The following is a 21,789-nucleotide window of genomic DNA, read 5'->3' as shown; positions in this document are numbered from 1 at the left end:
ATCCGGGGCGCTTACCCCTTCAGCGACTGGAACCGGTCCGCTTCCGCCGTACTTCGGTTGCGGTAGAGGGCGAACAAAATGGCGATCCCCACCGCCGCTTCGGCAGCGGCCACGGTAATCGTAAACAACGTGAACACCTGTCCGGTCTGATTGGCATAAAGCCCGTATTTGGAAAAAGCGACCAGGTTAATATTGGCCGCGTTCAACATCAGTTCGATGGAGAACAGGACCATGACGGCATTTCGTTTGGTCAGTACCCCGTAGAGCCCGACACAAAACAGGATCGCACCCAGGGCAAGGTAGGATGAAACCGGCATCAGGATCGCTCCTTTTTGGCCAAGATGATGGCTCCGACCAAGGCGACAAGCAAAAGGATTGAGGTCACCTCAAAGGGAATCACGTACTGCTTGAACACCGACTCCCCCAGCCCGGATACGGAGAAGGTTTCCGTTTTCGCTGTCTCCCCGTTGAAGGGGCTTCCGTAAATAATCCGCATCAAGAGGGCGAAAAAACCACCCACACCCAAAAAGCACAGAAAAGCGTGCCAAGGGCGGCCTCCGTCCCGGGTCTCATCCCGGTGTCTGGTCAACATGATCCCGAAGAGCATCAGGATCGAGACAGCCCCGGTGTAGATCAGGACTTGAACGACTGCTAGAAATTCGGCGTTTAAGGTTACAAAGATGCCCGCGATTCCGAGAAAGGTGAAGGCCAACGCCAGAATCATGTGAACGACCCGTGTGAAGTTGATCATAAACACCGCCCCGGCGATGGCCATGACCGACAGGAGGAAAAAGGCGATAAATTCGCCGTTCATTGAAATCACTCGGTTCACCTCTTTGCGTTGACGTTGTTCTCGCTCCGGATTTCCGTATTGTTTTCGTGGAGCCATTCCATGTTTTTGAACAGATCATCCCGACTGTAAGCAGCCAACTCGAAATGGTTCGTCATGACCACCGCTTCCGTCGGACAGACTTCCGTACACAAATCGCACAGGATGCAAATCTCAAAGTTAATATCATAGGTGTCGATGATTTTACCCCGTTTACCCGGATCCGGGTGTTTACGTCCGGTGAGCGTAATGCAATCCGTAGGGCAGACACGGACACATTGGTTACACACAATGCACTTTTCCGGGTCAAAGTGCTGAACTCCCCGGAAACGGTCCGGCATTCCCACCGGTTCATCCGGATATTGATAGGTGACTTTCTTCTTGGACATCGTTTTCAGGGTGACACCCATCCCCTTGAGCAAACCCATCATGGGGAATTCCTCCAATCGCTTTCTACACACCATTTGCTGGATAATCAACAGTCCTCCATTGGCGGTTCCGACCTTTTTCAAACACCTAAAAGAAGTTTCCGATCCCGGACACTTCCTTGAACAGCGCGGATAAAAAGATGTTGACGAGAGCCAGAGGGAGCAGGACCTTCCACCCTAACTGCATCAGCTGGTCCAGCCGGATCCGGGGGAGGGTCGCCCGAATCCAGAAAAGGATAAAGACGATAAGCAAAAACTTCGCCGCAAACCAGACGATCGGCGGAAGGAACGTCCAGCCGAACAGAGGGTTCCACCCTCCGAGATAGAGAACCGTGGTCAATCCGGCCATGGCGAAGACATAAACATATTCCGCCAACATGAAGAAGGCGAAACGGAACCCGGTGTATTCCACATGATATCCCGCCACCAGCTCCGATTCTGCCTCCGGCAGGTCGAAGGGCGTCCGATTCAACTCCGCCAGCGATGCGACAAAAAAGACCACAAACCCGATCAATTGGGGGAGAATAAACCACAAGCTTTCCTGGGCTTTGACGATCTCTGTCAGATTGAGGGAACCGGCGGCCATAATGACACCGACTACCGACATCACCAAGGGAATCTCATAACTGATCATCTGAGCGGCGGAACGCATCGCACCCAACAAGGCATACTTGTTGTTGGAAGACCAGCCCCCGACCAAAATGCCGATGGTCGTAATACTGGAAATGGCGATAAAGTACAACAGCCCCACCCCGATGTCAGCAAAAACGATCCGGTCGGTGTAGGGAATGACGGCGAGGACGGCAAACGCCGGAACAAAAGCGATCACCGGCGCGATTTTAAACAGAATCCGGTCCGCTTTACCCGGGATAATATCCTCTTTCAGCAGGAGCTTCAAGACATCGGCAACGGTTTGCAAAAGCCCCCAGGGTCCGACCTGCACGGGCCCGACCCGCCCCTGCATCCAGCCGAGTACTTTCCGCTCGAACAGAATCGCTATCGTAACGAATCCAAGGACGAGCAACAGGAGGACGACCGGGCCGAGAAAAGTCATCGCACTCATTTTAAGCGTCCACCTCCCCCAATACGATGTCGATACCGCCCAGGATGGCGACTAGATTAGCCACATTTTCACCCTTCAGCAATTTGGGAAGAATTTGCAGATTATTGAAGGAAGGGCGGCGGAATTTCAGCCGATAAGGCTTATCTTTCCCCCGGCTGACCAGATAGCAGCCCAGTTCACCTCGCGGAGATTCGATTTGGGTATACGCTTCCCCTGCCGGCACGCGGATCACGCGGCCCACTTTGGCCATAACGGGACCGGCCTCGGGAAAGTGCTCCACGGCCTGATCCAAAATACGGATCGATTGGCGAATTTCCTCCATCCGGCAACGGTATTTATCCTCCAGGTCACCCGTTTCTCCAACGGGTACATCGAATTGGAACCGATTATAAATGGAGTAGGGCCGGTCCTTGCGCAAGTCCCATTTCACTCCCGCCGCCCGAAGGTTCACCCCGGACAACCCGTAGGCCAAAGCGTCATCGGCGCTGTAACCCCCGATTCCCCGGGTGCGGTTGATAAAGATCTCATTGCCGGATACCAAGCGGTCATACTCCTCTGTCTTTTCCTTCATCTTATCGGCCAAAGCTTTCACCTTGTCGATCCATCCTTCGGGGGCATCCCATTTGACGCCTCCGACCCGCATGTAATTATAGGTGATCCGGGCACCGCACAGCTCGTTAAACAGATCCAAGATTTCCTCCCGCTCCCGGAAGGCATACAGAAAGGGACTGACCGCCCCGAGGTCCAGCAGGTACGTCCCGAACCAGACCAGGTGGCTGGCAATCCGGTTCAATTCCATCACGATCACCCGGAGAAATTCCGCTCGTTCCGGAATTTCCACTTCCATTAATGTTTCAGCCGCATGGACAATAGTGTAATTATTGGTCATCGCCGACAGGTAATCCATCCGGTCGGTATAAGGAATGATTTGAGTATAGGTCAGATCTTCCGCCAGCTTTTCTGTCCCCCGATGCAGATAACCGATGACAGGCTCCGCTTCGGTGATTTTCTCGCCGTCGATTTTAACCAGGAGGCGAAAGACACCATGGGTACTCGGATGTTGGGGACCGACGTTCAAGAGCATCTCTTCGGTTCGGATCACGGCATCAGACCTCCCTGTCGTAGGGTTCATAATCTTTTCGCAAAGGGTGGCCCACCCAGTCGTCCGGCATCAGGATGCGCCGAAGGTCCGAATGACCCGGAAAGTCGATCCCCAACAGATCGTAAACCTCCCGCTCATTCCAACCGGCAGCAGGCCAGATCTCCGTCACCGAGGGAACACTGGCGCCTTCTCTATCCGTCTTTACCCGGATGCACAGTCCCTGACGATGCTTCATGGAGTAAAGGTGGTAAACCACCTCCATGTGCTCCTCATAGTCTACGCCGGATAGATTTTGCAGATAATCGAAGGCGAAGCTTTCCTCCTCCCTGAGCAGCCGGGCGGTCTCCGCCCAGCGGTCGTTTTTAATGACCATACTCGGCAAGTGACCGTTGGGACGGTTGATGTAGGACTCCTCCACCGTTTCCTTCCCAACCTTCTCCGTTACCGTTTGGACGTATTGATCCAGCAACGGCTGTTTTGGAGAGGGCTCCAGCGGCTCTTCCTTCTTTTTTTTTCGCGGGGAAGGGCGTTTGGCTCCTGCGGCCTTCGCCTTACCAGCGGCGGCGGCTTTCGCTTTAGCGGCAGCGGCGGCTTTTGTTTTCGCCTCGCCGGCATCCTTTTCGCGATTGCCGGCTTCTTTTGGAGTTGGATTCTCCCGTTCCCCCCGATCCCGTTGCCCGTTTCTCTCTCGATCGGTCACCGATTCGTCACCCTCTTCCCGGTTCTCGCTTCATAGCGGATCTTTTCCTGCAACTTATGGATCCCGTAAATCAGTGCCGCCGGATTGGGAGGACAGCCGGGGATATAGACATCCACCGGTACGATCTGGTCCACCCCTTTGATTACAGCGTAGGATTTGATATAAGGACCTCCAGCCGTGGCACAGGAGCCCATGGCGATCACCCATTTCGGCTCCGGCATCTGATCGTAAAGGCGGCGCAAAAGCGGGCCCATCTTCTTGGTCACCGTCCCGGCCACAATCATGACGTCGGACTGCCGAGGCGATGCCCGGAAAAAGGAACCGAAGCGATCCAGGTCATAATGAGGAGCCCCGGTCCCCATCATCTCGATGGCGCAACAAGCCAGCCCAAAGGTCATGGGCCATAAAGAATTGCTTCGTGCCCAGGCCTTTACATTTTCCAAAGTCGTAGTGAACACGTTTCGTTGCAGTTCATTTTCCGCTTCCGGTTGAATGTTTTCCAACTTTACGTCCATTCCAACACCTTCTTTTTCCAGGCGTAAAGTAAGCCAATCACTAAGAAGAAGACGAAAATCAGCATTTCAACCAGGATGAACAGACCCACATCGGTGCGGAGATCGTTATAAGCAACCGCCCAAGGGTAGAGAAAGACCGTTTCCACATCAAAAATGACAAACAGCAATGCAAACAGATAATACCTCACATTGAACTGAATCCAACTGTCACCGGTAGGGTCCACTCCGCTCTCATAACTGATCCCTTTATCAGTCGTCGGTTGATGGGGTCTCAGAAGGCGCCCCATCGTCAAAGCGGCCACCGGTAAAGCCACACCCAACAGGATAAAGACGGTCACGATTACATAACTCTCAGCATAATCCATCGACGTCCCCCCGTCCCCGATATGCAGAACAGTGACCCTTCCCCTGTGAGGGAAGGGTAAGGAAAACTCGATTAATCAGATTTCTCAAACTGCCGAAAGGATTCACTCGAATGCAATCAACTACAGCCAAAAGTTTTATGGTTCCCACCAAGTGATTATACCAAATGATTCCTCCTCCTACCATAGGGGAATCGAATCACGGGCCGTTTGACAAAGAATCGTCTCCACCGGGAAAAGGCCCTGTTTCCGGTGATTCAACAGCATCATGACAGCGTTTTCAAAATTGCCGACCTTCAGAAGCGTTGTGATTGAACACGTCTTGACGGATCGGGGTTGGGTTCGGCATTCCGTTTTGTTGTTCTTACGAGCTAAAGGCACTTCAGGCGGAACCCAACCCTCCCTAAAAGAGCTTTTTCACAACGTTCCCAGGGGCTTTCTGCATTTTCATTGTACCACAGACGCAGTCTACGTCCATACGGGGAATCCATCCTTCTTTGGACCTATCATCGCCATAAGCCTTAGATGCGAATAAGGATGCTGATGGACTATAGATGTCCCAAGAGGACCGTATTCTGCTACGCTCCTGTTGCACTCTGCCCCCTAGAAGCATTGTGATTGAACACGTCCTTGGCGGGTCGGGGTGGGGGTCCACGCTCCGTTTCGTTGTTCTGACGAGCCAAAGGCACTCCGTGTGGAACCCCACCCTCCCGAACAGGGGACTTTTTTCACAATGCTTCTAGAAGTATTGTGAAATAATGAACGGCGGCATTGACCCGAAGCCGCTCCCGATTGCACTTAAAGAGCACAAGTCTACCCTGAACCGCTTCGCTCCCGGTTTCGCTATGGCAGAACACGACACCTGCTTTTCAACAGTCCTGTGTCATACAAAAAAGGCTGCCGACCTTCTGAGTCGACAGCCTTTTGTTTCTGATGGAAGCCTTCCGCTCCCCTGAACGGATTCCCATCCCGGAAAGGCATCGCCGTTACCGGCTCTGTCCGACACGGATGCGAACCATCGCCCGTTGCAGGGACAGCTGGGCCCGTTTGAAGTCGATATCTTCCTGTTTATCCTTCGCCAATCGCTCTTCTGCCCGTTCCCTGGCGGCTTGAGCCCGGTCTATATCGATTTCGCCGGGCAGTTCGGCGGTTTCGGCGAGAATGGTGACACGGTTATCGTGAACTTCCATGAAGCCGCCGTTGATGGCGATAAAAACTTCCTCCCCATCCTTTTTCACCTTCAGCGCCGTGACTTGGAGCGGGCTGATAAAGGGTGCGTGATTGGGAAGAATGCCGATATCCCCTTCCAGGGCCCGTGCGACGACCATCTCCACCTGCTCCGAGTAGACTTTCCGCTCGGGTGTCACGATGTCCAACTGCATGGTACTCACGGACACTCTCTCCTTCTACCCCGCTTTAGGCGAGTTCTTTCGCCTTTTCCACAGCTTCGTCGATGCTGCCTACCATATAGAAGGCGTCTTCCGGCAGCTCGTCATGTTTTCCATCCAGGATTTCCTTGAAGCTGCGCACGGTTTCTTTAACCGGTACGAATTTACCGGGCATCCCGGTGAACTGTTCGGCCACGTGGAAGGGCTGGGCCAGAAACTTCTCGATGCGGCGGGCACGGGCCACCGTCAACTTATCCTCTTCGGACAGTTCATCCATCCCCAGGATCGCGATGATGTCCTGCAACTCCTTATATCGCTGAAGCACTTCCTGTACACCCCGGGCCACTTCGTATTGATCCTGTCCAACGACTGCCGGAGCCAACATCCGGGAGGTGGAGGACAGAGGATCCACTGCCGGGAAAATCGCTTTAGCCGCCAATGCCCGGTCCAGGTTGGTCGTAGCATCCAAGTGAGCGAAAGTAGTCGCCGGCGCCGGGTCGGTATAGTCGTCAGCAGGGACGTAAATCGCCTGAATCGAAGTGACGGAGCCCTTCTTCGTCGAGGTGATCCGTTCCTGCAGTTGGCCCATTTCCGTGGCCAGTGTCGGCTGGTAACCCACGGCGGAGGGCATCCGGCCCAGCAGGGCGGACACTTCAGAACCGGCCTGGGTAAAGCGGAAGATGTTATCGACGAAGAACAACACATCCTGCCCTTCTTCGTCGCGGAAGTGTTCGGCCATAGTCAGACCGGTCAACCCGACGCGCATCCGCGCCCCCGGCGGCTCGTTCATCTGACCGAACACCATCGTCGTCTTGTCGATGACGCCGGAGTCCTTCATTTCGTGGTAAAGGTCGTTCCCCTCACGGGTTCGCTCACCGACGCCGGCGAAGACAGACAAACCGCCGTGCTCTTGGGCGATATTGTGAATCAATTCCTGAATCAAAACGGTTTTTCCGACACCCGCTCCTCCGAAGAGACCGATCTTACCGCCCTTCGCGTAGGGAGCGAGCAAGTCGACGACTTTAATCCCCGTCTCCAGGATCTCTTCCTGAGTGGAGAGGTCTTCAAAGGTCGGTGCAGAGCGGTGAATCGGGGCCGTATCCCCTTTTTTCACTTCGCCCGCTTCATCGATCGGATCACCCAACACGTTGAAGACCCGGCCCAGGGTGGTCCGTCCCACCGGGACCGTGATCGGCTTACCGGTATCTGCGGCCTTCATGCCGCGGACCAATCCGTCGGTGGAACCCATGGCCACGCAGCGAACCGCGTTGTCCCCCAAGTGGAGGGCCGCTTCCACGGTCAGGTCGATATCCTGTTCACTCTCCGATTCGGCTTTGTGTTCAATCGTGATCGCGTTGTTGATTTCAGGCAGGTGGCCCTGTTCGAACTGGATATCGACGACAGGCCCCGTCACCTGAATGACGCGTCCGGTGCTCATCCGATTCCCTCCTTAAGCTGCAGCTCGGATCCAATCAACGGCTTTTTTGTCCTTTGAGGACCGGCTGCTCGTTGTTTCAACTGGCTGGTCGATGGTTTAATCCAGTGCATTAGCGCCGCCGACGATTTCGGACAACTCCTGGGTGATGGACGCTTGACGCGCCCGGTTGTATTGCAGGGTCAACGTATCGATCGCTTCTGTAGCATTGTCGGTCGCGCTTCCCATCGCCGTCATCCGGGCACCGTTCTCGCTGGCTTTCGACTCCAGCAGGGCGCTGTATACCAAAGTCTCCGCGTATCGGGGCAACAGATCCGCCAACACTTCCTCCGCGGAGGGCTCATATTCGTAGAGCGTTTTCAGTCCCTTCTCCTCAGCCCCGTCCAAGTCGCTCAGGGGAAGGAGGCGTTTTTCCACGGGACGTTGCGTAATCGGATTGATAAATTCGTTGTAGACCAAGTACAGCTCGTCGAAGATTTCCTCCGCATATTGCCCGATGGCTTTCCGGGCGATCGGTTGAATGTCCCGGTAAAGCGGCGAATCGGGAAGACCCGTCACCTCTTCGATGATCGGATAACCCCGACGCTTCAGGAAATCGCGCCCTTTTCGACCGACGACGAAGATGGCGTATTCGTCCCGGCTCTGATGACGCTTGGCGATATCACGTACCAGGTTTCGCAGGAGGTTTGCATTAAAACCTCCGGCCAGGCCCCGGTCGGAGGTGATCACCAGATACCCGGTCTTTTGAACGGGACGGGAGACCAGCATCGGATGCTGGGCCCCTTTTGTTCCCGCGGCGACGGAGGCGATAACCTCTTTCATCTTGTCGGCATAGGGACGGGCGGATTCCGCCTGCTCCTGGGCCCGGCGCAACTTGGCCGCCGCCACCATTTCCATCGCTTTGGTGATCTGCTTTGTGTTCTGGACGGAACGGATCCGCCGCTTGATATCCCGCATATTCTCTGCCATCGCTTATTCACCGCCTTTCCGCCCTGTCTATCCGATCCAGCCTTTATTGTCGGTCAGAGGGTGCAAATCCCTTCTTGAACTCCGAAACCGCTTTTTTCATGCCCTCTTCGATCTCTTCGTCCATCACTTTTTTCTCCCGGATCTGCTTCATGACGTCGGTGTGTTCACTGTCCACAAAGGAGAAAAGCTCAGCCTCAAACCGGCGGACATCCTCCACCGGAATATCATCCAGATACCCGCGTGTCGCCGCATAAATGGAGATAATCTGCTTTTCCACCGGCAACGGTTGGTTCTCATCCTGCTTCAAAATCTCCACCAGCCGCTCCCCGCGGGCCAGTTTGGCCTGAGTGGCTTTATCCAGATCGGAACCGAACTGGGCGAAGGCCTGCAGATCTCGGTATTGGGCCAAATCCAGCTTCAGAGTACCCGATACCTTTTTCATCGCTTTAATCTGGGCATCGCCGCCCACCCGGGAAACCGATGTACCGACGTTCACCGCCGGGCGCACACCAGAATAGAACAAATCGGACTCCAAAAAGATCTGACCGTCTGTGATGGAGATCACATTGGTCGGAATATAAGCGGAAATATCGCCGGCCTGGGTTTCGATAAAGGGCAGTGCGGTCAGCGATCCTCCGCCCCGTTCGTCGGACAGCTTAGCCGCCCGTTCCAGCAAACGGGAGTGGAGATAGAAAACATCCCCGGGGAAAGCCTCGCGGCCCGGCGGGCGGCGCAGGAGCAGGGAAAGCTCCCGGTATGCGGCGGCCTGCTTGGACAGGTCGTCATAAACGCAGAGAACGTGTTTTCCTTGGTGCATGAAGTGTTCACCCATGGAACAACCCGCATAGGGGGCCAAAAAGAGGAGCGGTGCCGGATCCGAAGCACTGGCGGAAACGACGATGGTGTAATCCAGGGCCCCCGCTTGCCGAAGTTTTTCCACCATGCCGACCACAGTGGATTGTTTTTGCCCGATCGCCACATAGATACAGATCATGTCCTGATCTTTTTGATTGATGATCGTATCCACGGCGATCGTCGTTTTACCCGTTTGGCGATCGCCGATAATCAGCTCCCGCTGACCGCGGCCGATCGGGATCATGGAGTCAATCGCCTTGATTCCGGTCTGTACCGGCTCATGGACGGATTTGCGGTCGATGACGCCGGGAGCGGGGGATTCCACAGGACGGTATTCCGTCGTTTCGATGGGGCCCTTTCCGTCCAGGGGTTGACCGAGGGGATCCACGACCCGGCCCAGCAGGGATTCCCCTACCGGAACTTCCATGATACGACCGGTCCGTTTCACTTGATCTCCTTCGCGAATATCCTCGTAAGGCCCGAGAATCACCACCCCGACATGATCCTCCTCCAGGTTGAGGGCCATACCCATCACGCCGTTGTGGAACTCGAGGAGCTCTCCGGCCATCACGTTCTGCAAGCCGTGAACGCGGGCAATCCCGTCACCCACCTGGATGACCGAACCCACATCGACGACCTCGATTTCACCTTGGTACTGCTCGATTTGCTGTTTGATCAGAGAACTGATCTCTTCAGGCTTGATGCTCATGATTTCACCCCTAGCCTCATATCCGAATCTATCCTACACGGGATTCAGCCAACTGTTTCCGAAATCGGTCCAGTTTGCCGGACAGGCTGCCGTCGTACAGACGATCGCCGACCTTGACGATGATGCCGCCCAAAATCTCCGCATCCACTCGATTGGTAATCACCAGTTTTTTACCGATCCGCTGTTGAAATACCTTGGCCAATTCTTTCTCTTCTTTTTTCTTCAGCGGTTGAGCGGTAATCACTTCCGCTTCCGCGACACCTTCCGATTCATGGACCAAGGCGGTATACTCCGTTTCAATCCGCTGGATCAACCCTTCCCGGCGTCGGTCGATCAGAAGAAAGAGCAGGTTGCGGGGCAACTCCGAGAGCTTCGGAAAAAGCTGATGAAGCACCTCTTTTTTTTGATCGGCGGTTACAACCGAATCAGCCAACCATGCTCTCAATTCCTTCGAAGCATTGACGGCCGCAGCCACTTCCGACCATTCCTTCCCTACCTCAGCCGTTTTCTTCCGTTCCGAAGCGGCTTGAAACAGTGCGCGGGCGTAACGTTTCGCTACGATTGTCTGGCTCATTGCAGTTCGCCTACCTGTTTCAGATAGCTGTCAACCAGCCTGGATTGTTCTTTGGAATCCAGCTCTTTTTCCATCACCTTGGACGCCAGCATCACCGTGAGCCGCCCCACTTCGTCCCGAAGCTCGCTCAGGGCTTTTTCCTTTTCCGTCTCAATTTCCGAAGTGGCGTCTTGAATCATCCGGTCGGCCTGTTCTTGGGCTTTGCTGATGATCTCCTCCGCTTCGCGCTCCTTTTGCGCCTTGGCCCGCTCGATGATCTGCTTGGCCTCCCGGCGCGCTTCCGTCAGCGCTTCCCGCTGTTCAGCGGCCCGTTTTTCCGCCTCCGCCCGGTTTTCCTCGGCGGTGGTGATTTGCTGATCGATGTGATCCTGCCGCTCTTTCATCACATTCAGCATCGGGCGCATGGCGTAGCGGGCGATCAAAAAAATCAGGATGATGACGACGACGACCTGGAACAACATCGTTCCCAAGTGAAATTCCAATCCGAGTCACTCCCTTCAAACCCGAATATCCATATTAATCGAACAGGTGGCGGGGAAGGAATCGTCTTCCCCGCCACTCTTTTACAATCTGTGATTAAAGCAGACCAAAGAACACCATGATGCCGAGACCGACGCCGATGATCGGCAGAGCTTCGATCAAACCGAAGAGGATCATGGTTTGGCCGAACAGAGTTCCCCGGGCTTCCGGTTGACGAGTAATCCCTTCAATGTACTTGCTGAACAACAGACTGTTACCGATCGCTGCACTCATGGCAGCCAAACCGACCATAATACCCGCTGCGAGAAAGTTCAAATCCATGTGAATAATCCTCCTTAATATTTCAATTAGTGATGAGCCAGCTTTTGGGAGATGTATACGTTTGCCAACACGGTAAAGATGTAGGCCTGGATCACTCCGACGAAGAGGGAGAATCCGATCCAAACCAAAAGTGGTGCTCCGGTAATCCAGGGGGACCCCATCGTCAGCATGACCGTGATCAGGATTTCCCCGGCGAAGATATTGGCCCACAAACGCATCGCATGAGTGAGGGGCTTGGAAAATTCCTCAATCAGATGAATGGGGAGAAGCGGACTCAGATAATGGCCCACATAGTTCTTAAAGCTGGAGCGAATCCCCGCAAAGTGGCTGTACAGGGCGACTGCAATCGCCATCGCCAGGGTGACGTTCAAATCCGCCGTCGGAGATCGGAACCAAGACACCCCGTGATTCTCTTCCAAAGCCTCTTCCGTAAGGCCGAGCCACGGGATCGGCTGATGGGCCTCCGCCGTCACCATCAACAGCACTCCGATCTCATTGGCGACAAAAATGAAGAGGAACAGGGTGAACGTAAAGGCGAGGTACTTTTCCGCGGTTTTATCATCGTAGGCCATACGGGTCATGCCCCGGGAAAAGTCGATCAGCATCTCAACCACATTCTGCAGGCCGGTCGGCCTCCATTTCCGGCTCCGGGTGGCCAGGATCGCAACCAAGAAGACGATAAGGGCGGTGAATAAGGTTCCGATCATCACTGTAACATCAAAGGTGAGATTCATAAACTCTACTTTCGGCGTCAATTCCATCCGTCATTTTCACCCCTTTCCCCGATGTTTTTTCCTCTGGCTTGTCTCCTATACTCTACCACAACGGCGACCGCGTAGCCGATGGGTAAACCCAGGAAAATGGAACGGGCATCGACCCATTCCGGATAGCGGATTGCGAGTGCGACGGGGAGAACCAACATCAGGAATCGGCTGGCCATCCCGATCCCCGACCGCCGTCCATCCCCCGTCAACATACGTTCTCCGACCTGACGGAGTTTTCGGGCGATATGGAGAATATTGTAGAGACTGACCAAACCGCCGAGAAACATACCGGCAAAGAAAGGTTTAGCAGGCGTCGTCGCCCAGAGGAGCAAAATCACCGTCAGTACGGCGGAAGTGAGAAGGGTGACGCGGCGAGTTCTTTCATGAATGGCGTCTAGGTGAGGTTTCCGGCTCAGTTGGCACCCTCCCTCGTCGGTAGAGGATTCACCGCGGAGAACGAGAGCCGGGTTCAGGGGATTTCCAGCATGCATCACATCTTTTTCGCGAGTGTGCGAATGGTGATAGCCGCACTGATCATTCCGATGATCAGGCCGCCCAGTACACCAACCGCCAGCCAGACCGGCTCGGTTTGAAAATGGGCATCCAACTTCCGGCCCAACCATGCTCCGCCGACAATTAGAACGAATACTTCCAAGCCGACAGATCCGATCAAGCCGATCATTTTCCATGGGTTATCTGTGCTTTTCTTCACAAATAACCGACCTCCGCTTCCCATCTCCGGCGGTGGTTCGCTTTAGCGCGAAAAAGGATTGATTCGCGCAAAATAACCCTAAAACCTAGCTACTCCCGGTTTAAATACTACAAATCCCAGCAAGCGATGTCAACGCTTTCTAAAAACCAAAGTTGAACAATCTGTCACATCATGTTCGAGTCCCGAACAAAGTGTGCAAAAGTGAACGGAATTGGGATCAAACGATATGGAAGCCACTTTTTGTGTTCCCTTTGTAAAGACTTCTTCCGCGGCCGCCGTATCGGGCCGGAGGGCCCGCCTTCCTTACCGGGTTCCAAACAGGCGATCCCCCGCATCCCCGAGTCCGGGAACAATGTAGCTTTTTTCATCCAATTTTTCATCGACAGCGGCGACATAAATATCCACATCATCATGGGCCTGCTGTACCCGTTGAACCCCTTCCGGAGCCGCGATCAGGCACATCAGTTTGATGTTTTTCGCACCCATGTCTTTGATCATTTGAATCGCCTCTGCCGCCGATCCGCCTGTCGCCAGCATCGGATCGATCACAATCAGTTCCCGCTCCCCGATATCCGACGGCATTTTAGCATAGTACTGAACCGGTTCCAAGGTATCCGGATCCCGATAAAGTCCGATATGACCCACTTTGGCCGCCGGAATCAGGCGCAGGATTCCGTCCACCATCCCCAGTCCCGCTCGCAGGATCGGAACCAGTCCGAGCTTTTTCCCGGCCAGTACCTTGCATTGGGCTTTTTGAACCGGTGTTTCCACGGTAACTTCCTGTAAAGGCATCTCTCGGGTAATCTCGTAGGCCATCAGCGCCGATACTTCTTCGACGAGTTCGCGAAATTCTTTGGTTCCCGTACTCTTCTCCCGGATGTACGTCAATTTGTGCTGGATCAACGGATGATCAAAAACATATACATGGCCCATCATCGGCACACTCCCTCCACAGATTCCTTAACCATCTTCCCCCACCCTTTTCCGCGCGATTCATTCGGCTAATGGAACAAAGCGGGTTCTCTAAACAACCTTTGAAAAAGGCGGATGGCTGTCCTTCGCCGGAAGATTGGGGATACATTATTGCAACCTCAAACATTGTACTGGTCTTTGTCCCAATTGTCCACGGGCCACCGGTCATGAAAAACCGACCCTCAAGAGGTCGGATTGGCATCAGAACGCGGTATTGAGGATAGTCTTTTTATTTTATCGTGCCATGACTCCTATAAGGAGAATGCATATGATCAAAATTAAAAATCATTTGGATCATACTTAGAAGATGCCGTCTTTAACAGGAAGGCCCGCTCCCGGAGTCGGGGAGCGGGCTTCTTGGAGCCATCGATGAGCTGGATTCTTTACACTTTCACCCCTGCATACAGCGGGAACCGATCGGTGAGGGAGGCCACTCGCTGTTGCGCCTGTTGCCGGGCTTGGTCATCGTCGGGATTCTTGAGCACCAGGGCCATGATATCGGCGATCTCTTCCATGGCCTCCGCCCCCATTCGACGGGAGGTCACTGCGGCGGTACCGATCCGGAGTCCGCTGGTGACAAAGGGACTCTCCGGATCAAAGGGGATAGCGTTTTTATTGGCGGTAATCCCCGCGTCGTCCAGGAGATGTTCCGCCTTTTTCCCGGTCAGGTTCAAGTTGCGGACGTCGATCAGGATCAAGTGGTTGTCTGTTCCGCCGGAGATCAGTTCAATTCCGCGTTCGGACAGGGATTTCGCCAAATGAGCGGCGTTGTCCACCACCTGTTGGGAATATTGTTTAAACCCATCGCCCAAGGCTTCCTTCAGAGCGACAGCTTTTGCCGCAATCACGTGCATAAGCGGCCCACCCTGAATACCGGGGAAAATCGATTTGTCAATCTTTTTGGCATCCTTTTCTTTACAAAGGATCATCCCGCCTCGGGGTCCCCGCAGCGTTTTATGGGTGGTCGTCGTGACGAAGTCGGCATGAGGGACGGGATTGGAATGGTGTCCCGTAGCCACCAGGCCGGCGATATGGGCCATATCCACCATCAGAGGACAGCCCGCCTCCTCGGCGATCTCCTTCATCCGGGCAAAGTCGATCTCCCGGGGATAGGCGCTGGCCCCCGCCACCAATAATTTCGGCCGGTGTTCCAATGCCAGTTTGCGAACTTCGTCGTAATCGATGCGATGGGTTTCTTGATCGACACCGTAAGCGACGAAATGATACATTTTACCGGAGAAGTTGACCGGACTGCCGTGGGTCAAATGTCCGCCATGGGCCAGATTCATACCCAATACCGTATCTCCCGGCTCAAGGACCGAGAAATAGACGCCCATATTGGCTTGGGCACCGGAGTGAGGCTGCACGTTGGCATGTTCTGCACCGAAGAGCTCTTTCGCCCGTTCGCGAGCCAGCTCCTCCACTTCGTCCACATATTCACACCCTCCGTAATACCGTTTGGAGGGATAACCTTCCGCATATTTATTGGTGAGTACCGTACCCAGGGCTTCCAAAACCGCTGGACTGACAAAGTTTTCTGATGCGATCAGTTCCACTTTCTCCTGTTGCCGCCCAAGCTCTTTAGCAATTGCGGCAGCCACTTCCGAATCCGTTTTTTTGACGTGTTCCAACGAATGATTCCTCCTTTACATAGACACCGTTTACCTATTCATTGTAACAAAACGACTCGAATCCTTCGTTGGATTCACATCCTGTTTCGTGCCCCCGATAACTTTATTCTGTAGGCGGGGAGATCATGTTCTGCCACACTCCGGTTGCACACGCCCCGTTATGAGTGAATCAACCATCGAGTTTGTTCTAAGAACCTTACGGAGCAGATTGGGGGCTCGCTTGCCTTACTCCCTGTTTTCATCACCGATCCTGTCCGGATGTTTCTTCACAGTCCCGCACATAGACCGCCCGGGCGCCCCCGATCAGTTTGGGACGGGTTTTAGCCATGGTAACATGAGCTTTTCCGATGTTTTTCACCGAAGGACGCACAGGTACCGCCACCGGCTTCAAATGCATGCCGATCAGGGTATCGCCAATGTCAATCCCCGCATCGGCGAAAACCTTCTCCACCAGAACCGCATCCCTCAGATGGCGAAAGGCGTAGGAGGCCATCGCTCCCCCCGCTTGGCGGACGGGAACAGCGCTGACTTCTGTCAGGCCGAAGGCATCCAATGTCCCTCTGTCCACCACCAGGGCCCGGTTCAGATGCTCACAACATTGAAAGGCGATGTGGCAGCCGGACTTCCGCTGTTGGGAGGATATCCCTTCGAAAACAGCGGCGGCCACTTCGTCACTACCGGAGGTCCCAATGCGCCGGCCGGCCACTTCGCTGGTGGAAACCCCAACAACCAGCAGATGACGCTCCGTCAAGGGAATCTCCTCCAGAAGTTCCCGGATCACCCGTTCCACTTGTTGGCGCACTTGACGGACTTTAACATCCGCCATTCCCGTCATGAGGTCTCACTTCCCTCCAAGGCGCCGATCTTCTCTACCCGGCGTCCATGACGCCCGCCGCTGAATTCCGCCTCCAGCCAGGTACGGACGATCGCTTCCGCAAGTCCGGGACCGACAACCCGCTCTCCCAAGGCCAATACATTGGCATCATTGTGCTCCCGGCTCATCCGGGCGGAAAACTCATCGCTGACAACAGCACACCGGATTCCCTTCACCTTGTTGGCGGAGATCGACATTCCGATCCCGGTTCCGCAAACGAGAATGCCTCGATCGGATTCCCCCTTGGCCACCCGTTCCGCCACCGGGAGAGCATAATCCGGATAATCGACGGAATCCGGACAATCACAACCCACATCCTCGTATGAAATACCCATCTCCTTCAACACCGACACAATCGATTGCTTTAATTGATAACCTCCATGGTCCGATCCGATCACCACTCGCATCCTACCGCTCCCTTCCCTTGATTCTTTTCACAGTATAAACCCTGGAGAAGGTTTGAGTAAAAAGAAAAAAACACCGCTTCCAATCAGCGGCCGCTCCCTCTCTTTTCCCAACCGTCAACCAAAGCCTGGACCAGGCGTGCCAGCTCCTTTGCACAGCGGCGGTATGTCTGTTCATCGCCGCCGAAGGGGTCAACCACGTCTTCCGTTCCTTCCGCCAGGCTTGTCTCCTGTAACAAGACCTCTCGTTTCGCCTCCAGATCTTGCAACTCTTTTTGCAATCGCCTTACCCGTGCCTCATCTTCCTCGGAAGAAGCCGATGACAGTAAGGCTCTCCGGGTTTCGATCTCCGCCTGGAGACGGTCCATCTTTTCCAGGGAATCCTCCCCGCCTTCCCGGTGAACCCATTCCTTCAGGGTGTACATCTTGTCCATATAGTCGGGATATGCCTGAGCCATCATCCGACGATGGCCGGCCGTCATGGTAAGCACCAAATCCGCCCACTGGAGTAATTGCTGAGAAACCGGGCGCGAACGATGGGAAGCATGATCGATTTCCCAGTCTTTCATCACGGTGACGGCATGCTCCGGAGCCTTCGCCCCCGGGACAGCAGCGACACCTGCGGAACGGACTTCCAGAGGCAAATCCGCTTCCCGGGCCATCTTCCGAAGCAACGCCTCCGCCATCGGGCTCCGGCAGGTGTTCCCGGTACAGACGAACAACACCTTCATGATGGGACCACCTCCACATACGGAATCTTTTTCAGTATCGCCGTCAGAGACCCGGGACATGCGTCCCGTCAGTGAATACCGTGAATCAGTATCGTCAACAACAAGCCCAAACCAACACCGATACCGGCTGCCCATCGATGGACATGAAAGGCCCTCGGCCAAACCTCTTGGGTGACCACCCAAATCATCGTCGTCGCGGCAAACAGAAGTCCGACGGTCACAATATCCGGAGAATTTGTCAGATAATGAACCCCGAACCAGGTTCCCAAAGGCAGAGTACCCCCCGACAGAAGACTGATCACTACCACCGACAGAGTCGGTCGGCCGGAGGCCAGCAAAGGGGCGGCCAGCCCGATTCCCTCCGGGATATTGTGAATCGCCATGGCGAGCACCAGCATCAGACCCAATTCCCGATCGGTACCGAAGCCGACTCCGATTGCGGCACCTTCCGGTGTATGATGAGCAATAATCGCCACTGCCAGGTAAAGACCCAACCGCCGATAATCTTCGGATCGATTTTCATATTCCCCTCGCTCCGGCATCGAAACCGTATGGTGGATCAAAACCATCGCCAACAAGCCGCCGGCCATTCCCAACATGACATGAGCCCAGCTTCCCTGAATCGACACAGCCGCGGGCAAAAGATCGAACAGAGCGACCAAAAGCATGACTGTAGCGGAAAGACCCAGGGACAGACCGATCATCGACGGGGACGGCGTTCGAAAACAAAGAACCAACAAACTGCCGATCAAGGTGGCACATCCGGATAAGGCGCTGAACAGAACCGCCTCGGTCATGATCGCCGCCTCACAGCAGGAACCGGAGACCGAGGAGGATGAGGATGATTCCTCCCACCGCTTCCCCGTATTCTCCGATCCACGTTCCGACATGGCGGCCCAGGAGCAGTCCGGCTGCGTTCATCAGCCCGCCGATGATTCCAAACATCGAGGCGGCCACCAGGGCATCCGCTTCGAACAGACCCAGAGAAAGTCCCGCGGACAGGGAATCCAGGCTGACGCTGAAGGAGAACAGAAGAATCCCGCCCGGGGTGGTTGCGCTGAGGATGGACTCGTTTTCTCCTTTAAGGGCATGAACCACCATATGGCCCCCTAAAAAGCAGAGAAGCCCTCCCCCGGCCATCACCGCGATGTTTTCCACCAGGGAGCTCAACACGTGACCGATCAAAATCCCGAGCAGAGGCATCATGATATGAAAAAATCCGATGATACCGCTCATAGCGAATACCTGCCGCATCAGGACTCCTCTCACCCCCACCCCGACACCCAGGGAGAAAGCATCCATACCCAAGGCGATCGCTATCATCAGCAGGGTGAACAGTTGCCCCCATTGAGGCAGGGATAGTTCCATCTCGGCTCCTCCTCCGCGAAAGCTTGTCTTTGACAAGGGTATGCGGAGAAACGAGGAAAAAGAACCCGTCCCAGGCGGAAAGGAGTCTGCTTGTAAACCCGATTTACTTCTAGAGGTTACGCCTTTCTTTCCTCCCCGGAAGAAAGCACTTGACCTTCCGCCGCTTTCATCAGCCGGTTCATCACGGAGAAAAACACCCCTGTAGGGGGGAAGGCCTCGGCCACGATCCATTCGGCTCCCACCTCATCAAACCGGCGCAGACAGCCATAAAGTCCTCGGGCGACGGTCTCCGGTTCGCTTCGCCGTCCACAGGAAAAAACCCATTCGGCCCGGTAAGCCTCCCGGTGTTCATCGGTCGTGAGAATACCCACCTTCCGCCCCTCCCGGCGGGCCTGATCTGCCAAGGCCTGTACCTTTTGCATCTGGTCCTTTCCGGAGCCGCCGACCACCCAAAGCTCCCCCCGGGGAGCATAATGGCGATATTTCATCCCCGGAGAGCGGGGAGCCCTTCCTTCTCGCCGGATCCCCGGATCCACCCTGATTTCCCCCACTGTTTCCCGGATCATGTCCAACGTGACTCCACCGGGGCGAAGGAGAACGGGCACCTCCCGGGTGACATCGACGACCGTGGACTCCACCCCTACACCGGTAGGCCCCCCGTCCAGCAAAGCATCAATCCTTCCGGACAGATCATACCAGACATGTTCCGCTTGGGTGGGACTCGGCTTTCCGGAGCGATTGGCGCTGGGCGCCGCCACAGGCCGCTGTGCTTCCCGCAACAGAGCCAGCGCAACGGGATGAGACGGTACACGCACGCCCAGGGTATCCAGTCCTGCGGTTACTGGAGGGGCGACGGTTCCGCGGTGACGCAGAATCACCGTCAGAGGTCCGGGCCAAAACCGCCTGATCAGCTGCTTCCCGGTCGAAGGCACTTCCGAGACCAGCTCGTCCAACTGATCCGCCCCGGCGATATGAACGATCAGCGGGTTATCCGAAGGGCGCCCCTTCGCCTGAAAGATCGATGTTACCGCTTCTCCGGAGGTGGCATCCGCTCCCAAACCATAGACCGTTTCTGTGGGAAAAGCGACCAACCGACCCTCCCGGATCATGGCGGCGGCCTTTTGTATTCCGGGATGATCCCTGAGGGATTTCCCTTCTTTGCTTTCCTTCACCCTCCAACACTGCGTCTGTTTCTGCAACGGCGCTTCACCTACTCCAACCTGTTTACCTATCATGATACCACATCGGAAAACTTTTCACCGCCCGGCCTTCGTTTCCCGTCAGGCCCCGTCCTGTTGACGGTTGCAATACACCATGGGTCTTCCCGCCGCCTCTTTCTCCATCTTTTGGATATGATCCGACCGGCGGATCGACTCGGGCAGATCCTCCCACTCCACGGAACGGAAGCCGAAATGTTCGAAAATATGTTGGGCGATCCCCGCCATCAAATAGACTTCTTTCAGGCCCGACCGGCCGGTATGGGCGAGAATGACACCGATCAATTCGAGTGCCACCTTGGCATTCCAGGAGTCCGTTTTCATCACAAAGGATCTCAGGAGCCCCCGATTTCCGTAAATCTCGATCCCCGCCGTACCCACGATTCGAGGCGGCTGAACCCGGGGATCCTCTACGATGAGAAAATGGTCCAGATGCTTGTCCACGCCTTCATCGTTCGTTCCCGCTGTTCTGAGCAAATGCGTGATCGACTCGATATCTTCCGCTGTCGCTTTTCTCACAGTGAACATCTTCGACCGCCTCCCGCAATCGGATTTTCTTTTTCCATCGTATGCGGACAAAGCGGTGAATAGTACGGTCTTTACAAAAAAAGCCGACCACACGGGTCGACCGGAGAATTAATCAAACAATCCGGAGAAAAAATCTTTCAGGGAATCCAGGAAAAAGAACCGCACTTCTACCGGCTTCCCCTGCGGAGATTGTCGGGAACGTTCCGGGGCCGCCAGCGCCTGTTCGGCGGCAACCGCTTCCGCGGAAGCGGTGCGCTGTTCAGATTTGGGCACCGCATCCCCGTTGCTCATATCGACAAAGCAGAGAGGCGGAAACAAAACACACCACCAATTATCCCCTTTCCCTTCCCCGATCGTAATCCGCAACGCTTCATATTTGCCGGCGGGATACACCTGGTCCCCATAGAGCTTTGTCGGAAAAGGAATCCGCCCGTAATCCACTTGGACCTCGTAATCATACCCCTGTTGACGAACTGTCCGATCAGCGATCTTTTGAAAATCGGACAGATGAGAACGAACCTGCCGGCGCGCCTCACCGATCGTGTCCGGCTTGTCCGCCCAAGCCTTGATCTCCGCCAATACGGCATCCCGTACCCGGCGCTTCAACGCCTGGTCTTCCAAACGGTCGCTGTTAGCCAAAATACGCAGACGAATCGCCTCGTCGGGGATATTCTGTCCCCCGCCTTCACTCTGTGCCCCGGCAGCGGCATACGAGACGATGCCCGATCCAGCGCCTGAGACGGATTGGATCAATAAGAAAAACCCGATAGATAGAAAAAGGAGAACCGAATAAGTACCGACCCGCATCATTCATACCTCCTCAGCCGATTTACCATTCAGTATGGACAGGCTGAAGAA

28 protein-coding genes are annotated in these 21,789 nt (G+C 55.0%); all 28 read right to left on the bottom strand.

All coding sequences use genetic code 11. The features are described 5' to 3' along the window. Positions 1 to 11 precede the first annotated feature (11 nt). The gene (nuoK, locus tag CHM34_RS07870) at positions 12 to 317 is read right to left on the bottom strand and encodes an NADH-quinone oxidoreductase subunit NuoK (RefSeq protein WP_141201659.1); all 306 of its coding nucleotides are present in this window, start codon (positions 315 to 317) and stop codon (positions 12 to 14) included. Next, positions 317 to 814 (bottom strand): NADH-quinone oxidoreductase subunit J, encoded by a 498-nt coding sequence (locus CHM34_RS07865; protein WP_094264238.1) that lies wholly within the window; start codon positions 812 to 814, stop codon positions 317 to 319. Before CHM34_RS07865 ends, nuoK begins: the two co-directional genes overlap by 1 nt. Positions 815 to 828: 14 nt before the next feature. Continuing rightward, positions 829 to 1,260: an NADH-quinone oxidoreductase subunit NuoI gene (nuoI, locus tag CHM34_RS07860; protein ID WP_094264055.1), complete on the bottom strand. Its 432-nt coding sequence runs from the start codon at positions 1,258 to 1,260 to the stop codon at positions 829 to 831. An 85-nt stretch (positions 1,261 to 1,345) separates the two neighbouring features. After that, positions 1,346 to 2,320, bottom strand: coding sequence for an NADH-quinone oxidoreductase subunit NuoH (nuoH, locus tag CHM34_RS07855; protein WP_094264054.1), 975 nt, complete (start codon positions 2,318 to 2,320; stop codon positions 1,346 to 1,348). Between the two features lies 1 nt (position 2,321). Next, on the bottom strand, positions 2,322 to 3,422 hold the full coding sequence (locus CHM34_RS07850) for an NADH-quinone oxidoreductase subunit D (protein ID WP_094264053.1): 1,101 nt from the start codon (positions 3,420 to 3,422) through the stop codon (positions 2,322 to 2,324). Between the two features lie 4 nt (positions 3,423 to 3,426). Continuing rightward, on the bottom strand, positions 3,427 to 4,122 hold the full coding sequence (locus tag CHM34_RS07845; protein WP_094264052.1) for an NADH-quinone oxidoreductase subunit C: 696 nt from the start codon (positions 4,120 to 4,122) through the stop codon (positions 3,427 to 3,429). Next, positions 4,119 to 4,637, bottom strand: coding sequence for a NuoB/complex I 20 kDa subunit family protein (locus tag CHM34_RS07840; protein WP_094264051.1), 519 nt, complete (start codon positions 4,635 to 4,637; stop codon positions 4,119 to 4,121). Before CHM34_RS07840 ends, CHM34_RS07845 begins: the two co-directional genes overlap by 4 nt. Next, entirely contained in the window at positions 4,628 to 5,002 is a 375-nt protein-coding gene (locus tag CHM34_RS07835) for an NADH-quinone oxidoreductase subunit A (protein WP_094264050.1), read from the bottom strand. The genes CHM34_RS07840 and CHM34_RS07835 overlap by 10 nt, the downstream gene beginning before the upstream one ends. A 983-nt stretch (positions 5,003 to 5,985) precedes the next feature. Continuing rightward, complete coding sequence (locus CHM34_RS07825; RefSeq protein ID WP_094264048.1) at positions 5,986 to 6,390, bottom strand: F0F1 ATP synthase subunit epsilon; 405 nt, start codon at positions 6,388 to 6,390, stop codon at positions 5,986 to 5,988. 25 nt (positions 6,391 to 6,415) lie between these two features. Next, entirely contained in the window at positions 6,416 to 7,825 is a 1,410-nt protein-coding gene (gene atpD, locus CHM34_RS07820) for a F0F1 ATP synthase subunit beta (protein WP_094264047.1), read from the bottom strand. A gap of 96 nt (positions 7,826 to 7,921) precedes the next feature. Further along, positions 7,922 to 8,791, bottom strand: a complete 870-nt coding sequence (atpG, locus tag CHM34_RS07815; RefSeq protein ID WP_094264046.1) for an ATP synthase F1 subunit gamma — start codon at positions 8,789 to 8,791, stop codon at positions 7,922 to 7,924. Positions 8,792 to 8,834: 43 nt separating this feature from the next. Beyond that, entirely contained in the window at positions 8,835 to 10,355 is a 1,521-nt protein-coding gene (atpA, locus tag CHM34_RS07810; RefSeq protein WP_094264045.1) for a F0F1 ATP synthase subunit alpha, read from the bottom strand. Between the two features lie 28 nt (positions 10,356 to 10,383). Then, positions 10,384 to 10,929, bottom strand: coding sequence for a F0F1 ATP synthase subunit delta (locus CHM34_RS07805; protein WP_094264044.1), 546 nt, complete (start codon positions 10,927 to 10,929; stop codon positions 10,384 to 10,386). After that, on the bottom strand, positions 10,926 to 11,411 hold the full coding sequence (atpF, locus tag CHM34_RS07800) for a F0F1 ATP synthase subunit B (protein WP_240511925.1): 486 nt from the start codon (positions 11,409 to 11,411) through the stop codon (positions 10,926 to 10,928). Before atpF ends, CHM34_RS07805 begins: the two co-directional genes overlap by 4 nt. 94 nt (positions 11,412 to 11,505) lie before the next feature. Next, on the bottom strand, positions 11,506 to 11,724 hold the full coding sequence (gene atpE / locus CHM34_RS07795) for a F0F1 ATP synthase subunit C (RefSeq protein ID WP_240511944.1): 219 nt from the start codon (positions 11,722 to 11,724) through the stop codon (positions 11,506 to 11,508). A gap of 32 nt (positions 11,725 to 11,756) precedes the next feature. Then, a complete protein-coding gene (atpB, locus tag CHM34_RS07790) occupies positions 11,757 to 12,491 on the bottom strand; it encodes a F0F1 ATP synthase subunit A (RefSeq protein ID WP_094264042.1) in 735 nt (244 codons plus the stop codon). Beyond that, the gene (locus CHM34_RS07785) at positions 12,482 to 12,985 is read right to left on the bottom strand and encodes an ATP synthase subunit I (RefSeq protein WP_169713645.1); all 504 of its coding nucleotides are present in this window, start codon (positions 12,983 to 12,985) and stop codon (positions 12,482 to 12,484) included. Before CHM34_RS07785 ends, atpB begins: the two co-directional genes overlap by 10 nt. Continuing rightward, entirely contained in the window at positions 12,985 to 13,206 is a 222-nt protein-coding gene (locus CHM34_RS18945; RefSeq protein ID WP_169713644.1) for an AtpZ/AtpI family protein, read from the bottom strand. The genes CHM34_RS07785 and CHM34_RS18945 overlap by 1 nt, the downstream gene beginning before the upstream one ends. Positions 13,207 to 13,509: 303 nt before the next feature. Continuing rightward, complete coding sequence (gene upp, locus CHM34_RS07780) at positions 13,510 to 14,139, bottom strand: uracil phosphoribosyltransferase (protein ID WP_094264236.1); 630 nt, start codon at positions 14,137 to 14,139, stop codon at positions 13,510 to 13,512. Between the two features lie 422 nt (positions 14,140 to 14,561). After that, entirely contained in the window at positions 14,562 to 15,809 is a 1,248-nt protein-coding gene (gene glyA, locus CHM34_RS07775) for a serine hydroxymethyltransferase (RefSeq protein ID WP_094264040.1), read from the bottom strand. A gap of 241 nt (positions 15,810 to 16,050) precedes the next feature. Continuing rightward, positions 16,051 to 16,635 carry a TIGR01440 family protein gene (locus CHM34_RS07770; RefSeq protein WP_094264235.1) on the bottom strand — a complete coding sequence of 195 codons (585 nt, stop codon included), beginning with the start codon at positions 16,633 to 16,635 and terminating at the stop codon, positions 16,051 to 16,053. 5 nt (positions 16,636 to 16,640) lie between these two features. Further along, positions 16,641 to 17,090 carry a ribose 5-phosphate isomerase B gene (rpiB, locus tag CHM34_RS07765; protein ID WP_094264039.1) on the bottom strand — a complete coding sequence of 150 codons (450 nt, stop codon included), beginning with the start codon at positions 17,088 to 17,090 and terminating at the stop codon, positions 16,641 to 16,643. Between the two features lie 83 nt (positions 17,091 to 17,173). Next, positions 17,174 to 17,818 carry a low molecular weight protein arginine phosphatase gene (locus CHM34_RS07760; protein ID WP_094264038.1) on the bottom strand — a complete coding sequence of 215 codons (645 nt, stop codon included), beginning with the start codon at positions 17,816 to 17,818 and terminating at the stop codon, positions 17,174 to 17,176. 68 nt (positions 17,819 to 17,886) lie between these two features. Continuing rightward, positions 17,887 to 18,615 (bottom strand): ZIP family metal transporter, encoded by a 729-nt coding sequence (locus CHM34_RS07755; protein WP_169713643.1) that lies wholly within the window; start codon positions 18,613 to 18,615, stop codon positions 17,887 to 17,889. A gap of 10 nt (positions 18,616 to 18,625) precedes the next feature. Beyond that, complete coding sequence (locus CHM34_RS07750) at positions 18,626 to 19,186, bottom strand: manganese efflux pump MntP (protein WP_094264036.1); 561 nt, start codon at positions 19,184 to 19,186, stop codon at positions 18,626 to 18,628. A gap of 116 nt (positions 19,187 to 19,302) precedes the next feature. Beyond that, positions 19,303 to 20,385 carry an L-threonylcarbamoyladenylate synthase gene (locus CHM34_RS07745; protein ID WP_240511924.1) on the bottom strand — a complete coding sequence of 361 codons (1,083 nt, stop codon included), beginning with the start codon at positions 20,383 to 20,385 and terminating at the stop codon, positions 19,303 to 19,305. An 81-nt stretch (positions 20,386 to 20,466) separates the two neighbouring features. Continuing rightward, positions 20,467 to 20,931 carry a GNAT family N-acetyltransferase gene (locus CHM34_RS07740; RefSeq protein ID WP_094264034.1) on the bottom strand — a complete coding sequence of 155 codons (465 nt, stop codon included), beginning with the start codon at positions 20,929 to 20,931 and terminating at the stop codon, positions 20,467 to 20,469. A gap of 108 nt (positions 20,932 to 21,039) precedes the next feature. Next, complete coding sequence (spoIIR, locus tag CHM34_RS07735; RefSeq protein WP_094264033.1) at positions 21,040 to 21,738, bottom strand: stage II sporulation protein R; 699 nt, start codon at positions 21,736 to 21,738, stop codon at positions 21,040 to 21,042. Positions 21,739 to 21,789: the final 51 nt, after the last annotated feature.

It is taken from the genome of Paludifilum halophilum (assembly GCF_002245355.1).
Lineage (GTDB): Bacteria > Bacillota > Bacilli > Thermoactinomycetales > DSM-45169 > Paludifilum > Paludifilum halophilum.
The sequence above is the reverse complement of the archived record's forward strand: the minus strand, read 5'-3'. Positions and strand labels throughout refer to the sequence as shown.

Excerpts from the sequence above, each read along its gene's own strand:
- rpiB (WP_094264039.1), bottom strand. The coding sequence starts at position 17,090 with ATGCGAGTGGTGATCGGATCGGACCATGGAGGTTATCAATTAAAGCAA.
- nuoH (WP_094264054.1), bottom strand. The coding sequence starts at position 2,320 with ATGAGTGCGATGACTTTTCTCGGCCCGGTCGTCCTCCTGTTGCTCGTC.
- spoIIR (WP_094264033.1), bottom strand. The coding sequence starts at position 21,738 with ATGCGGGTCGGTACTTATTCGGTTCTCCTTTTTCTATCTATCGGGTTT.
- atpD (WP_094264047.1), bottom strand. The coding sequence starts at position 7,825 with ATGAGCACCGGACGCGTCATTCAGGTGACGGGGCCTGTCGTCGATATC.
- atpA (WP_094264045.1), bottom strand. The coding sequence starts at position 10,355 with ATGAGCATCAAGCCTGAAGAGATCAGTTCTCTGATCAAACAGCAAATC.
- nuoI (WP_094264055.1), bottom strand. The coding sequence starts at position 1,260 with ATGATGGGTTTGCTCAAGGGGATGGGTGTCACCCTGAAAACGATGTCC.
- nuoK (WP_141201659.1), bottom strand. The coding sequence starts at position 317 with ATGCCGGTTTCATCCTACCTTGCCCTGGGTGCGATCCTGTTTTGTGTC.
- CHM34_RS07770 (WP_094264235.1), bottom strand. The coding sequence starts at position 16,635 with ATGGCGGATGTTAAAGTCCGTCAAGTGCGCCAACAAGTGGAACGGGTG.
- CHM34_RS07805 (WP_094264044.1), bottom strand. The coding sequence starts at position 10,929 with ATGAGCCAGACAATCGTAGCGAAACGTTACGCCCGCGCACTGTTTCAA.
- CHM34_RS07865 (WP_094264238.1), bottom strand. The coding sequence starts at position 814 with ATGAACGGCGAATTTATCGCCTTTTTCCTCCTGTCGGTCATGGCCATC.
- atpG (WP_094264046.1), bottom strand. The coding sequence starts at position 8,791 with ATGGCAGAGAATATGCGGGATATCAAGCGGCGGATCCGTTCCGTCCAG.
- CHM34_RS07750 (WP_094264036.1), bottom strand. The coding sequence starts at position 19,186 with ATGGAACTATCCCTGCCTCAATGGGGGCAACTGTTCACCCTGCTGATG.
- CHM34_RS07785 (WP_169713645.1), bottom strand. The coding sequence starts at position 12,985 with ATGCATGCTGGAAATCCCCTGAACCCGGCTCTCGTTCTCCGCGGTGAA.
- upp (WP_094264236.1), bottom strand. The coding sequence starts at position 14,139 with ATGGGCCATGTATATGTTTTTGATCATCCGTTGATCCAGCACAAATTG.
- CHM34_RS07740 (WP_094264034.1), bottom strand. The coding sequence starts at position 20,931 with ATGTTCACTGTGAGAAAAGCGACAGCGGAAGATATCGAGTCGATCACG.
- CHM34_RS07760 (WP_094264038.1), bottom strand. The coding sequence starts at position 17,818 with ATGAAGGTGTTGTTCGTCTGTACCGGGAACACCTGCCGGAGCCCGATG.
- atpB (WP_094264042.1), bottom strand. The coding sequence starts at position 12,491 with ATGGAATTGACGCCGAAAGTAGAGTTTATGAATCTCACCTTTGATGTT.
- CHM34_RS07755 (WP_169713643.1), bottom strand. The coding sequence starts at position 18,615 with ATGACCGAGGCGGTTCTGTTCAGCGCCTTATCCGGATGTGCCACCTTG.
- CHM34_RS07840 (WP_094264051.1), bottom strand. The coding sequence starts at position 4,637 with ATGGACGTAAAGTTGGAAAACATTCAACCGGAAGCGGAAAATGAACTG.
- CHM34_RS07835 (WP_094264050.1), bottom strand. The coding sequence starts at position 5,002 with ATGGATTATGCTGAGAGTTATGTAATCGTGACCGTCTTTATCCTGTTG.